The sequence below is a fragment of the Bradyrhizobium sp. CCGUVB1N3 genome (genome assembly GCF_024199925.1).
Lineage (GTDB): Bacteria > Pseudomonadota > Alphaproteobacteria > Rhizobiales > Xanthobacteraceae > Bradyrhizobium.
Genome location: NZ_JANADR010000001.1, coordinates 8,088,302 through 8,100,961, shown reverse-complemented (window position 1 = coordinate 8,100,961; position 12,660 = coordinate 8,088,302). Strand labels below are relative to the sequence as shown.

Annotated in this window: 11 protein-coding genes; 2 read left to right on the top strand and 9 right to left on the bottom strand. The window is 58.1% G+C overall.

All coding sequences use genetic code 11. The features are described from left to right. Positions 1-422: 422 nt before the first annotated feature. The 6 genes from NLM33_RS38365 to NLM33_RS38340 form a co-directional block, all read right to left on the bottom strand. Positions 423-1,253 carry a sulfite exporter TauE/SafE family protein gene (locus tag NLM33_RS38365; RefSeq protein WP_254103594.1) on the bottom strand — a complete coding sequence of 277 codons (831 nt, stop codon included), beginning with the start codon at positions 1,251-1,253 and terminating at the stop codon, positions 423-425. 70 nt (positions 1,254-1,323) lie between these two features. Then, positions 1,324-2,184 carry a xanthine dehydrogenase gene (locus NLM33_RS38360; RefSeq protein WP_254103593.1) on the bottom strand — a complete coding sequence of 287 codons (861 nt, stop codon included), beginning with the start codon at positions 2,182-2,184 and terminating at the stop codon, positions 1,324-1,326. 233 nt (positions 2,185-2,417) lie between these two features. Continuing rightward, complete coding sequence (locus tag NLM33_RS38355) at positions 2,418-2,771, bottom strand: hypothetical protein (RefSeq protein WP_254103592.1); 354 nt, start codon at positions 2,769-2,771, stop codon at positions 2,418-2,420. Between the two features lie 342 nt (positions 2,772-3,113). After that, positions 3,114-4,067 (bottom strand): methyltransferase domain-containing protein, encoded by a 954-nt coding sequence (locus NLM33_RS38350; RefSeq protein WP_254103591.1) that lies wholly within the window; start codon positions 4,065-4,067, stop codon positions 3,114-3,116. A gap of 7 nt (positions 4,068-4,074) precedes the next feature. Then, on the bottom strand, positions 4,075-5,427 hold the full coding sequence (locus NLM33_RS38345; protein WP_254103590.1) for a coproporphyrinogen-III oxidase family protein: 1,353 nt from the start codon (positions 5,425-5,427) through the stop codon (positions 4,075-4,077). Positions 5,428-6,758: 1,331 nt separating this feature from the next. Beyond that, positions 6,759-6,950 (bottom strand): hypothetical protein, encoded by a 192-nt coding sequence (locus NLM33_RS38340; RefSeq protein ID WP_254103589.1) that lies wholly within the window; start codon positions 6,948-6,950, stop codon positions 6,759-6,761. Positions 6,951-7,098: 148 nt separating this feature from the next. On the opposite strand from NLM33_RS38340, the gene NLM33_RS38335 reads away from it, so the two are divergent. After that, positions 7,099-7,470 (top strand): CidA/LrgA family protein, encoded by a 372-nt coding sequence (locus NLM33_RS38335; RefSeq protein WP_254103588.1) that lies wholly within the window; start codon positions 7,099-7,101, stop codon positions 7,468-7,470. Positions 7,471-7,478: 8 nt separating this feature from the next. After that, positions 7,479-8,201: an LrgB family protein gene (locus NLM33_RS38330; protein WP_254103587.1), complete on the top strand. Its 723-nt coding sequence runs from the start codon at positions 7,479-7,481 to the stop codon at positions 8,199-8,201. A gap of 308 nt (positions 8,202-8,509) precedes the next feature. Here NLM33_RS38330 and NLM33_RS38325 read toward each other — a convergent pair whose 3' ends face one another. The 3 genes from NLM33_RS38325 to NLM33_RS38315 are packed head-to-tail and all read right to left on the bottom strand — an operon-like array spanning position 8,510 to position 12,392. Next, positions 8,510-10,285 (bottom strand): FAD-dependent oxidoreductase, encoded by a 1,776-nt coding sequence (locus NLM33_RS38325; protein WP_254103586.1) that lies wholly within the window; start codon positions 10,283-10,285, stop codon positions 8,510-8,512. Positions 10,286-10,317: 32 nt separating this feature from the next. Next, complete coding sequence (locus NLM33_RS38320; RefSeq protein WP_254103585.1) at positions 10,318-11,148, bottom strand: phosphoenolpyruvate hydrolase family protein; 831 nt, start codon at positions 11,146-11,148, stop codon at positions 10,318-10,320. A gap of 5 nt (positions 11,149-11,153) precedes the next feature. Next, positions 11,154-12,392, bottom strand: a complete 1,239-nt coding sequence (locus tag NLM33_RS38315; RefSeq protein WP_254103584.1) for a Tm-1-like ATP-binding domain-containing protein — start codon at positions 12,390-12,392, stop codon at positions 11,154-11,156. Positions 12,393-12,660 lie beyond the last annotated feature (268 nt).

The following is a 12,660-nucleotide window of genomic DNA, read 5'->3' as shown; positions in this document are numbered from 1 at the left end:
TTTTCCTTGGGAGCAAGAGTTAGGAGTAGAAAAAAAGTTGGATACTTCGTCGCCCGATCTGCCAGTTCGCTAACGGTAGGAGGCCGTGACCATCGCCGCCGTGGTCATCAAGATTGGACGGAACCGGACGTCCGCCACCAGCTCGATGGCCGAGCGGCGATCCCGAGCAGGTACGCGCCTCATGGACGATGTTGTTCGTGGTCAGGGCTTCACAGATGAAGCCACATTCGTTCACTCGGGTATCAGCGATAAGCGTCATCGCCTGCTTTGGCTCGAGATTACGGTCGCGCCGGTGTGCCTGCGAGTGGAGAGCGACCGGCGGAACGCAGGCCGCCAAGATCCTAAACTCTTCTGCCGCATCAGGAGCAGACATTCCTTGGCGAGCAGCGACTGGGATAGATCCAAGACCCGACCTCATGGTGTTATGTCGTTGCAAGGACCATAAGCAGGATCCCCGCGGCTATAAGTACAACAGCAATTAGATAGCGCGTTGTCGTTTCCGACAGCCAACGAAGACCGATCGTGGTCCCTATCATCGCCCCTGTGACGGCCCCCAGTGCGTATAGCCATGTCTGCGGTGAAGGCAACTGTCCAGCGTAAATCGCGCCGACCAAGCCAACTGCGGAGTTCACCCATATGAAAGGGGCAGACAAAGCTGCTGTCTCTTTGGGTGAAGCCCAACGCATGGCGATAAGGACAGGCGCGAGGAAAACGCCGCCCCCGACGCCAGTAAGCCCCGAGACGAGGCCGATGCCGGCTCCTGTCGTAATTGCGCCCCACGACGGCGTCTCACCATCAGGGACCGCTCTCCTGGTTCGCCCGATCAACAAGATCGCAGCCGCGAAGAGCAGGACCACACCGGTGATAGCATCATAGAGATGGGGAGATAGGATTGTGAACCCGCCAATCAGCGCAGTTGGCACCGAGGCGGTTAGAAAAAGCTTCAACCTCTTCCAATCAATAAACCCACCGCGATTGAACAGCCATGTCGAATACGTGGCGGCAACGATGTTGAGCAACAACGCTGTCGGTCGCATCTGAGTTGATGGAAACGATGCAAAGGCCATGAGGGCAAGGAACGCGGTACCACCCGCCTGCCCAACAGTCGCGTAAAGAAGGGAGATGATAGCGAAGAAGATTGTCAGCATTGCAATCGGCAATTCAGTGTTCTGAGCAGCGGCGATGAGAAGCTTCCGTAATCCAGATGGATTTGCGAATGCGTGGAACGATTGGTTGCTAACGCACCGCTGCATGGAGGTGTCCGGGGTCTACACCGGAGCAGTTCAGACCAAAGAGCGCGCCGGCAACAATCTTTCTCCTTAACTATCGACGAAGATGTGGACAATCACCCGGTCGAGGCGAGATGAGTTTCTCTATGGCTGCGACGGCGTTGCATCCAATGGCTCGCCCTCGCTCATCCATGCCGGTCCAACAGGACTGGCGTCCGCGTGGATCGACCTCCAGCAATTTTACGCCTTCCGGCACGCGCGCGCCGTCCCGAGCAACGCCGCGGAGCACTCCTCCAATGGGCGCCAGGACCGGCTTGCCGCCAAGACAGCCCACCAGCAGGCCCTTGGATAATGGCGTGCCGATATCGACACCTGAGCGCCAGATGCCATCGCGGTGCGAATACACGAAGCGCTCGCGTCCCGCGCCGCCGAGCTCGCCGGCTCGACCGTCTGCCAGCTTGGTGACACCTCGGGAGACAATTGTAGCGGTCTGGATTGGATGGGTCTCGATGGCGGTGTCGCAGTTGACGCCCACCTCGAATCCGGGCCCGATGCCGACTGTTACCGGTGCGAAGCCGCGGAGGTCGCGAGGTGTTCGACGCTTCTGCATGCGTGCATCGACGATCACGGATAGCGAACGCAAGGCAATAATGTCGAAGAAGTGCATTTCGGTCACTGCCACGCTGTTCGGGTCGGCGTGAATCCACGTGATTTCCGCTAGCGTATCGGCCCGTTTGCCCACGACGCCCTCAACTTCGCATAGCTCGCCGAACAGCGAGTCATGAAATGCCATGCGGCGGCGGATCACCGGTGGAAAGGCATCGTGTCTCATCACCACGGCAAACGTCGCCTCGGTGAGTTTCGTGGCGATGGCAGAAGCGATTTCGTTCGTGCCGAGCACCAATGCGAAGAGCCTTGGCGCGCCCGGATGATGGGCCTTAGCAGTGACTTTCATGGGCGACGTTCGCGTTGCTAGGATCCCTAGCAAACCTCGCGCCAATCGCGGATGAGGGTTCAAATATTCAAGCAAACTGGTTCGTCCTGCTGGTGACGGCGAAGCCGCGTTCGAATAAATGTCCCCGGCAATGTTGCGGATGCGACAAGGTGAGTTGGGTTTCTGTCAAATCGGTGGAACGACACCGCAATCGCAGCGTCGAGCGAGGGCGAGCGCCCGCTCTGGATGTATGGTCAGACGCTGTATGCGAAGTACAGGTCTTCATTGTAGTCGTAGACGCAGGCTTCACCGCCTGTGACTTTCACGGAGAAGTAGGATGACGTATCGTGATCGAAGCCGCCGTAGACACCGGAGTTCTTCGGTTTGAGCATCAAATGCGACCGTTCACCATGGTGGTACAGGTTCGGTAAGGCACCGGTTACGTAGCAATGCCTGCCGTAGTCATAACCACTGACTATTCCCTCTCGTACAGACACGCTGATCCTGGAAGATACGGAAGCTTCGTATTCGTGCACGCGCACGATTGCGCGCCCCAACGTGTGGGCCAACGCAACCGCAGCCGCCGCTGCCCGAACGTGGGCTTTCATATATCCTCCTATTGATGGGCTTCAGAAGCGGAGCGGCCCGACGCCCCGACGCCTCGATGTGATGCGCCGGCCCGCCCCTACATCGCCGGGGAGTTTCGGCAATGCTTCCTTGAACGAAGCAAGCAGCGTGCCTAAGCAAGGCTGGCGCTGCTGCAAGATGCGAGGTCTGCCCTGCCCCAGCACTTCGCCGCGAAGGCCCTGGAGGTTATTTCAGTCGCGGCCTAGATATTCTTGTGGGCTTCGCCCATGATGGCACGTCGGAAACTCCCGCCAGGAACGAATAAGAGCAGACCCACGACGTGGCTCTGCAGCCAAGATCCTATTGAGAACTTTTGTCGAAGTTTACACCTCTCGAATGCTCAACCGCATCGGGGGCGTGAAATATCGATATTTGCCTGTGAGCGTTCCGTTAACGAACTGAAGACCGTGATCGCCAAAGATCATATCCTCTCGCAAGTAACCGTCGGCTATGGCCCCTTGATTGTTGCCTCCGACCGTCTTGCGGTTAGTCGCCACGCCATGGCTGGCTGACGGCGAGCCGAACATTTCAATGATGGCATCGCGCGGCGTGCCCAGTTTCAACCTATCAAACTGTTCGGTAGGAATCATCCCGGCTGCCTTGATGGGCTCAGCTCTCATTCGCGGGAGACCTTCAGATCCGATGGGCCTACGAACCACAACTTTCTCGATGCAGTGCGAATGAATTGGGATGCCAGGATGCGAGTCCCATTTAATGTAATGATCGGACCGTAAGATCTCCCAGCCGGCTTCTGTATAGATGGCCTCCAGCTCTCCACGTGCGAACGACTTTTTGTGGCCAGCTGCCAACCCCTCCTTGGGGATAGGATGGTCTGGTTGATCGAGCGTGTTGGTGAAGCAATGAAATCCTCCAGGCCGCGTTCGATCGACCAGGGCTGTGACGAGTGGTTTCCAGACGGTCCGTTCCGTGAAATGCAAGACCGAATGCGCTATAAAGACGTCGAGGCAAGGAGGGGGCAGGAAATCTTCAACGGCAGCCACGCCGCTTGTTAGCTTCACGGCAAGATGGTTTGCGAGCCGATTCAGCTTGGAGATAGCGGCTTCAGATATATCGGTCGCGATGACCTGATGACCGAATTGAGCCAAATAGAGAGCGTTGCGCCCCTCGCCGCAGCCAAGCTCGACAACCACGCTTTCCGCACGGAGTGCTGGCGCGATCTCGAAGATTTCCGGGCTAGGACCACCCATACATGAAACGTTGTGATCGGCGTAGCCCGCATCCCACCAAAACGGTGAATGTCTCGCCTCCTCTTCCATACTGCCCTCACACTGCCTGATATTGCTCCTCAAGGGTAATCATCGTGTTGGAATAGAACATTCGGGCCATAATGCTCGAATACTTGAACCCTTTATGAGTAAGTTGATAAACATCACCATCTGCCAAATTGACGAGGCGCAAAGACTCGAGCGCCTTCAGTTCTTCGCCAAAGTCCACTGCCAGCACCCGTCCGAATAATGCAGCATAATTTTTTCTGCTTAAGGCTGACAATGTGAGGCCGAGCAGGACGTAACGACGCACAAGCTCGTCCGGAGCCAGCCTAATTCCGTGTGATGCTATTGCCTCGGGATCGAACGGACGATCCGAGAAGGCCTTGATAATCCGCGAAGTCGTGCTCCGGTCTACGGCATAGCCCGTACTATAGTGATATTGGCCGAAATAGCTTCTGGCGCCAGCTCCCAATCCTAGCAGGGGCGTTCCCTCGAAGTCCGACACCTCCTGCCGATAGGCTTGGTCGCCGGTGATCCTGGTGAAACGGGTGAAGGATTCCTGGCGGTAGCTTTTAGATTCCATCAAAGCAGCGTTCTGATCGTAGACTTCATACTTTTCCGCTTCAGAGAAAAATAATTCAGGATTGTTCGTTTTCGACGCAAGGATGTTCGTCATCGGACGGACGACAACGGGATAAAGGGAAACTGTCTGCGGCTCATAGTCGAGCACGCGGCCAAGCGAAAAGTTCCAGGAGTCGCGGCTTTGACCACGCAGGCCGTAAATCAGATCAAGGTTGACGTGAGAAAAGCGCTTGATGACAGCTTCGATTGCAGCTTTTGCAATCTCGACCGAATATGGTCTTCCGCAGTTCGCAAGTTCGCCAGGCTCCATGCTTTGGATGCCCATGCTCATTCTATTGACGCCAAGTGCCTTCAAGCAATCCAGAAGGTTGTTATTGAAAGAGTCCGGCGCGGCCTCCACCGTAATCTCGCATCGGCGGCTTCGTTTTGGAAATGCAAAGTCGAGCGCGGCGAAGAGCTCGCCGAATTGATGCTGTGTTAGCAGCGTCGGAGTGCCGCCGCCGAAATAGATACTGACAACTTCTCGATCTCCGAAGTATTCTCCATATCGCGCGATGTGCTCCACCAATCGGGCAACGTAAGCCCCTTGGGTCGCCTGTCTATTGCGCGTTGTAAGAAAGAGCGTGCAATAGGTGCAGCGGTAGCGACAAAACGGAATATGGATATAGATGTTGATTTGCTTTGAGCGACTAGCCTGCTCAACAACATCAGTTATGCGGAGTGGTTGCGGGAAAACCCGATACGATCGCTTCGAAGGATAGCCATAGACATAGGTTGGAAGCTCCTTTTTCTCTATCTTCGTCCGAAGAAATTCCAGACGGTCCATGACCTGTCCCTCAGTCGCCGTGCATGACCTGAGCGTCATGGACGCCTGGCCTCACCACTAGGATCGCGCGGCCGCTCCTGCCGGCGCGCAATGAGAGGAACTCAAGAGTCGTGCCAACCGCGCAGGAAGAGCCCAGAGAAGCTCGTTCTCCATTTTAGTCAATGACTTAGCCGCGAGGACGTGTACCGCTCGTTGTCCGAACATCACAGTGTCTTGGAAGCGACGATCCGACAACAGGGGGCAAGATACCTCGTGAGAGCGGCACCGATCGTGCAGCGGTCCAGGGGCGTTGCAAGATGAATTCGATAATGGTCATGAACGCCTATTTCGGCGCGGCTGTAGGGCGTTATCTGACGAAGCCAAGCAGATTTCTAAAATCCAGTTTTCGGGGCGGCTAACACATGGGGGCAACGGAAATCGTGCGGCGGCCATCAGCTAGCCCCGCCAGCGCGGCCATCGGCGTCGGCGCCTCAACCGACCATGATCCGCATCCGGGCCCCGGCCGCGAACCCTATCTCGATCGCGCCCCGTCCTGGTAGGCGCTGTCAGTGCTCGCTGGTCGAACCGCGAAGACTGAGGCAACGGGACCTTGTCGTCCTGCCGGAGGTGGTCGGCGAGGCCAAACACTCCCCGCGCGCCTGCCGCCGCCAAACGGGAAGCAGATTAGGGTCAACGCTTCATGTTGGCGCGCAACTTTCGACAGCCGCCGGCGCCAAGCTCTCTTCGATGATCCGAAGCTCCTCGGCGTCGGTCCACCGCCGTCGGGCTCGCAACCCGACTGACCTCTCACCGTCGTGATGTTTGCTTCATTTGCTTAACAGATTTGTGGAGGTGGCCCTCACCGGCTTCACCGATCGCCGACGTACTCGCCGTATGAACAACGTCTATCGGTCCGCATCTTGGCAGCGCGAGCCGAAGACCGCGACATGCAAGCAATCCACCCCAAGCTCGGGTTGTTGAGTTCGAGGCAAGGCCAAGAACTCACTCATCACCATCGGCGAGAGGCACGCTGAAGGGGCCCACCGGGCCGAAGCGCACACGTCCTGCCATCAATCTCTCTAAACCTAGCCCAAGGCGCAGAACAGGCCGTGAAACTCGCGTGTGTATTCATTTTTGATACACGTGACCAAAACGGGTACAAGCCGGCCAGCGCGAAACGGCAGCGTGGGACTTGAAAGATTGTCCTGCGGGTTCCCCCTCTGGCGTGGTCTCGCAAGTGCAGATTCGATCACTGCAGTTTTTCCGGCTCACTTGCTCGATCGCTTGTTTGGAACCGACGCGCGCGTAATGCTCTTCAGCTTCCTCGGCATAAAGGGGGCCCTCCTCGTATCCTACGACGGAATGATCAATCGATGGTTGGAGCACATTTGAGAGCTATCGGCGCCACGCATCGATCCCGGCTGGAGCGACTGGCGCGAGGCGAGCAACGGATCTCCGACCATCATCGCAAAATCGCTCTGATAGTCGGTCGCTGAGCCGCCATGCGGCATGTCCTCATCGAGCGCGATCGGAACGATGTCCAAGCCGAGATTCTTGCGAGTGCGCTCCGGTCGCGTATCTCTGCCAGGCGTTGACGCGTGCTCGCGACGAAATGCACGTGCTTTGGATCGTGGCGATTGACAAGTCTCTATCGGATCGCCTTGATGCAGTCAGTCGCAACGAAACTCTTCCATGATCGCAGGTCTCGCCGTCCTCCTTGTCTGCCAACTCGTCGGTGAGGTCATTGTGCGGGGCTTGGCTCTACCGCTGCCCGGCCCTGTGCTCGGGCTTGTGCTCTTGCTGATCATGCTGCTTGCCCGGGACCGCTTCGTGGCGATCGCTCGCGGCCCTCTCCGAAACGAGGGCGTCGAGAAAGTCAGCAAGGTACTTCTGACCCATCTGTCGCTCCTCTTTGTTCCTGCCGGTGTTGGCCTCGTGCAGAAGCTCGATGTGATCGCTACCCATGGTATCGCGCTCATCACAATTCTTATGCTCTCGGTAACCGCCACCTTGCTCGCGACCGTGCTGACGTTCAGGCTTGTCAGTCAGTTTATGAGGCAATAGGAGGCGGAATGAAGGAGAATCCCTTCTCACTCTGGGTCTATCTCTCACAATCTCCGTTACTCTGGCTGACGGTCACGCTGCTGGTCTATGCGATCACGGATTGCGTATCGCTGGCAAAGCACCGTCATCCACTCGCTAACCCCGTCCTACACGCGATGTGGATTATCGGCTCATTCTTGCTTGCAACGGGCACTTCCTATACGACGTACTTCGCCGGAGCTCAGTTCGTGCACTTCTTGCTCGGGCCTGCAACGGTTGCGCTTGCGGTGCCACTCTATGAGAATCGCGCGCTGGTTATTGCGGCGGTCGTTCCGATGTTGGTCGCTCTGATTGCGGGCTCGCTCACGGCGGTCACATCTGTCGTGCTACTTGCTGAGGCCGCGGGCTTACCACGCGACGTGATCCTGTCCCTGGCGCCGAAATCGGTCACAGCCGGCGTTGCGATGGGAATCAGCGAAATGTTGCATGCGGATCCGTCCCTAACAGCCGTGGCGGTCATTCTCACGGGTATCATAGGCGCCATTATCGTGACGCCGTTGATGAACTTCGTCGGGATAACCGATTTTCGCGCGCGAGGTCTCGCCGCAGGCGTTACGGCGCACGGTATCGGTACGGCGCGCGCTTTCCAAGTGGACGAGATCGCCGGTGTCTTTTCAAGCCTCGGCATGAGCCTGAATGCCCTTGTGACGTCGTTCCTGGTACCGCTCGCCGCGACTACGCTGATCCAATGACGAAAAAAGCCGCTGCTGGATTTCTCCAACAGCGGCTCAAGTCTAGGGAGAAAGCAGACGAGCCGGTCTGCCAGCGGATCTGGTCCCAATTGGGTGCGCGGTCGGCAAACGACTGAAGTTCAGCCGGAAGGTATCTGCGCCCGCAAGATGGAGAGCACGGATCCTTTCAGGGGGGCGGCGGTTGCTGGACCAAGTGTTGCGACGATCTTGGCATGACGCGAACCACGCATCTTGAATCCTCCAGGTGCTGGCCGATGCTGTCTGGCCCGCATCCTTTCCTGCCCCTCGCCACACGGCGAACCTGACTATCAAGCTCCGGAAGCGGCGGTCTTTTTCCCCCGATGAGCCGATAGCAGGATGCTGTTGACGGCGCGGTATGCGAACACGATGGCCGGGCCGATCGTGATGCCTGCCCCGGGATAGATTCCGCGCATTGGCGAGGTCATGTCGTTGCCGCAAGCATACAGACCCGGGATCGGCCGGCCGTTTCCGTCCAAAACCCCACCGTAAGTATCGGTTGCCAATCCGGTTGCTGTGCCGAGGGTAGCTGGAACGATCGGCAGCGCAACAAACGGACCATTTCTGATCGATCCAAGATTTGGATTCTTCGTTCCCACGGCCGGATCGCCCAGCGTGCGATTGAAAGCTGATTCACCGCGTTTAAAGAGAGGATCGAGCCCTGTGGCAGCGTGGGTGTTGTGTTCCTCGATCGTCTTTTGAAGCTCTGCGGCGTCTAATCCCAACTGCTTCGCGAGCTCCCGAATCGTCCGGCCGACCTTGATGTAGTCGAGCCGCGCATATTTCCCGATGCTTAACGTCCAAGGCCAGGGCAGCAAATGTCCCATGCCTCTCAGGCGAACGAAGTCCAGGTCGCAGATGAAGTAGAACCGCTTGTCTGCCGGATATCCGTTCTTGAACATTGCGAGGCAAATATCATGGTACGAATTGGATTCGTTGACAAAACGTTTGGCATTTGGCCCCACCGCGAGGACACCGGGGCGGCCTCGGTCTAGCCAGCCGTACGGGACGACTTGCGAGCGGCCGCCGCTCTTCAGGATCGACACTGGGGTCCAGAAGCCGGCAGAGGCGACGTCATTGTCAATCGCGGCTCCGAGCCTGGCCGCAACGGCGATGCCGTCGCCGGCGACGTCGGGATGGGCCAGCGTATCATTATGCTGATGGGGGCCGCTAAGCTCCGCTCTTAAGCGCGCGTTACGAGCAAAGCCGCCCGTTGCGAGGATGACCCCGTGCGAAGCGCGCACGCGAACGTCAGAATCGTTCAGCTTGACGACTGCCCCCGCGACGCGCCCTTCCTCCTTGATGAGTTCGATGAGAGGCGACGCTGGCCAGATTTCTACGGCATACTTGCGCAGGCTCACGAGTAACCGCGCAATCAAGGCGTTGCCTCCGCTGAGCTCAGTGCCACGCCTGTAACTCAGCCGATCCCGCGCGTAGCGGCTGACCCGACGCAGGACATGCTTAAGGGAAGCAAAAGATTGAAGCGGGTTTAAGAAGCTTCTCACTTCTCCGGAGGAAATCATCATTCCCCCGAGTACAACACGAATAGGGTCGCCAATGAGATCGAAGTCGGCGCCGAGAAGCCGTCCATCATAGGGGGCCGGGCTCAGTGCACGACCCTTGTCAACTCCGCCGACCTGGCTCGAATGATAGTCGGGCGCAGACGCCAGCATAAATTTGACTTCTGTCCCGTTCTCAAGTGCTGCAAGCGCTGTCGGGCCGTCCTCAAGATAGGCCTCAACGAAGTCTGCCCGATAGTAGCTGCCAAGTTCATGCTCCAGGTACGTCCTGGCTTTCGCAAGCGAGTCATCAATGTTCGCGGACCGCGCCTGGGGTGAACAAGGAACCCAGACCATCCCGTTCGACAGGGCTGTCGTCCCGCCAAGTCGCGGAGATTTTTCGCACACCACAACGCGCAGTCCGGCCCTTGCCGCATAGAGCGCGGCCGACAGTCCGGCTGCACCGCTACCGATCACGAGGACATCGGTTTGCCAATGATCAGGCTTACTCCCTCGTGGGAATGCCACTGCCTTATGCTCGCCCGCTTGATGGGTCGGCTTGCTCATTCCTGCCTCGCTCCAAGATTTGCCGATCAACGTCAGTGATTTCGCGGAAGCACGATGGCCTTGAATTCCTCTGCCGCCGCCTTCACTGCCCGCTCAATTGGGATTCTTTCGATGGAGGATGCGCCAACGAAGCCGACGCACTGCGTCGATTGATAGACCTCAACCGTATCCTGCGGCTCTGCGATTGCCCCGCCGTGGCAAAGGAGCACGACGTCCGATCGGATGCTTCTCGCTGCCGCATTGATGTCGTTGATGCGCCTGATCGCCTCTTGGATTGACTGGCCTTCTTCATGACCCACGAGCCCGCCACGGGTTGCGCCGACGTGCGGGACGATGCAGTCGGCTCCCGCGCTGGCCATCGCTTTGGCGTCTTCCGGGCTTGCGACATAGGCGAGCGAGAAGATGTTCTTCTTGCGGGCAGTTGCGATCATCTCGAACTCGCGCTCGAATCCGAGTCCGACGCGGCCGCGGCGGTCACGCCATTTTTCGCCCATTGTTGAGATAGTCGGATAGTTGATCACGCCGGAAAAGCCGGCCGCCCAGAACTTGTCCAGCAAGGCATCAAGATCCAGCCGAAGAGGGTCCCACGCTTCGACGCCGCCCATGACAGGTACAGAAGAAACGACGTTGCGGATCTCTGCTGCAAGATCGAGGGTGCGCGCGTTCGAATCTCCGATCCGGCTCGTGGGAAGCCCCATGAGACGCGACAGCCCGGTGCTGTAGACCACCAACATGTCGGCCCCTCCCAGGACAGCACATTTCGCAACTAGGCCGCAGCTGCTCCCGGCAGCAAGAACCGCTTTTCCTTCATCGACCTGTTGGCGGATCCTGGATAGGATTTCGCTTCGCTCAAACATGCGCATCGCAATCAGCCTCCTTGCCCCAACTGTTTGAGGATCCACGTCGTGGCAGTCTCGGCGAATTCGGGATCGTTGATGTGGCAGTTCAGTTCGCGAACCGTAATGCTAGGCGCGAGGCTGCTCTTGACCGCTTCGAGCCAAGCACTATCAGCGTCGGGATTGCGAAAAATGCTACCCTCGCGGTCATAATCTGAAACGCCCTTCCCTGGCCAAAGGACGATTGCAGGCCCCTTTGCCTGCGTCAGCCGCTCAGCCGTGAGCCGGCCGATGCTCGCATTCTCGGACGAAGTCGTGCGCATGAGCGTCGTATAGGGTGTGTGGGAGTAAAGCTGGCGGCCGCGAAATTGATCAGGAACGCTTGATGGCGGACCGAAATTGACCATATCGACCGCTCCAGGCGCGATCACTTGCGGGATTAATTGGCGCGAGGCTGCCTTGAGCCGATCCGGACCGGCACTCGCGGTGCCTCCAACAATTTCGTCAGCCAGCTCGGTTGTGGTCAGATCGATTACAGCGTCGAATTCGCCAGCTGCGATCAACTCCTCCATTTTGCGGCCGCCCGCCCCATTGGCAGGAAAGACAATCGCATCTACGCCAGCCTCGGCAAGGCGCGCCACGCATTGACTTGCCGCAGGCGTCGTCACGCCGAATGCCGTGATCGCAACGATCTTCCTTTTCCGCCCATGCTTCGTGGGTGCATAGCGCATGGCCGCAACGGCCCTGCCTGCATTGACCAGTACTCGCTCGGTAAAGGCGTTGATCCCGAAGAGATCGACGAGTGTCGGATAGAGGATGATGTCGTTATGGACAGCCAATTCAGCGAGTAGCGCTGGCCTTGCGCTGCTCACGAGGAGCTTAGGGAAGCCATAAGGCAAGTCAGACACGATCTCGCCGAAGACTGCGCTCCCCTTGCCGCCGGCAACTCCGACAATTGCGCCGATCGTGCCTGTTGCCAGGAGGTCACGTACCCTTGTTCGTGTTGTTGCCGCTATCTCCTTCAAGAACTCGGCGGGCGAGGCGACACGAGCGCCGTTACGATCGGGTTGTTTCGTCCCACCAGCCTCCCAGGAGGCGGTGCCGACGTCGATCAGGACGACCTTGCGGCCGCACCCCTCGATGATATCGGCGAGGTAAGAGGCTTCGTGGCCCTTGGTATCCAGTGTGGCCACGATCGCGACCGCGCCCGCAAGTTCGGACAGTTTACCATCCCGGACCGACTTTTGGCCGTCCGCGCAATGGTGAGACACGATCTTCCCTCCCCGACTATTCTGAGCCAGGCGGTCTTAGACCGGGCCGAAACCGGGTATAAGATTGGGAAAGGGTGCATTTGGGTAAGATTGGGTAGAGGTTGCAAAGGTGCTGCGAGGGGCCTGTTCCCTCAGACGCGTCTCCGGGAATCTACGCCTGTCTTTTCACTTCAGAAGGTCTCCATACTCGTGATGTCAGCGTTGGCTGTCATTGACTGGAACGACTCTCCTCTCGGAGAGTAGCTGCATCGGGATGCCCCTCGCTTCT

Bases quoted from the DNA above. Each gene is read 5' to 3' on its own strand.
- NLM33_RS38365 (WP_254103594.1), bottom strand. From the start codon at position 1,253: ATGCAGCGGTGCGTTAGCAACCAATCGTTCCACGCATTCGCAAATCCA.
- NLM33_RS38345 (WP_254103590.1), bottom strand. From the start codon at position 5,427: ATGGACCGTCTGGAATTTCTTCGGACGAAGATAGAGAAAAAGGAGCTT.
- NLM33_RS38335 (WP_254103588.1), top strand. From the start codon at position 7,099: ATGATCGCAGGTCTCGCCGTCCTCCTTGTCTGCCAACTCGTCGGTGAG.
- NLM33_RS38320 (WP_254103585.1), bottom strand. From the start codon at position 11,148: ATGCGCATGTTTGAGCGAAGCGAAATCCTATCCAGGATCCGCCAACAG.
- NLM33_RS38350 (WP_254103591.1), bottom strand. From the start codon at position 4,067: ATGGAAGAGGAGGCGAGACATTCACCGTTTTGGTGGGATGCGGGCTAC.
- NLM33_RS38360 (WP_254103593.1), bottom strand. From the start codon at position 2,184: ATGAAAGTCACTGCTAAGGCCCATCATCCGGGCGCGCCAAGGCTCTTC.
- NLM33_RS38330 (WP_254103587.1), top strand. From the start codon at position 7,479: ATGAAGGAGAATCCCTTCTCACTCTGGGTCTATCTCTCACAATCTCCG.
- NLM33_RS38325 (WP_254103586.1), bottom strand. From the start codon at position 10,285: ATGAGCAAGCCGACCCATCAAGCGGGCGAGCATAAGGCAGTGGCATTC.
- NLM33_RS38355 (WP_254103592.1), bottom strand. From the start codon at position 2,771: ATGAAAGCCCACGTTCGGGCAGCGGCGGCTGCGGTTGCGTTGGCCCAC.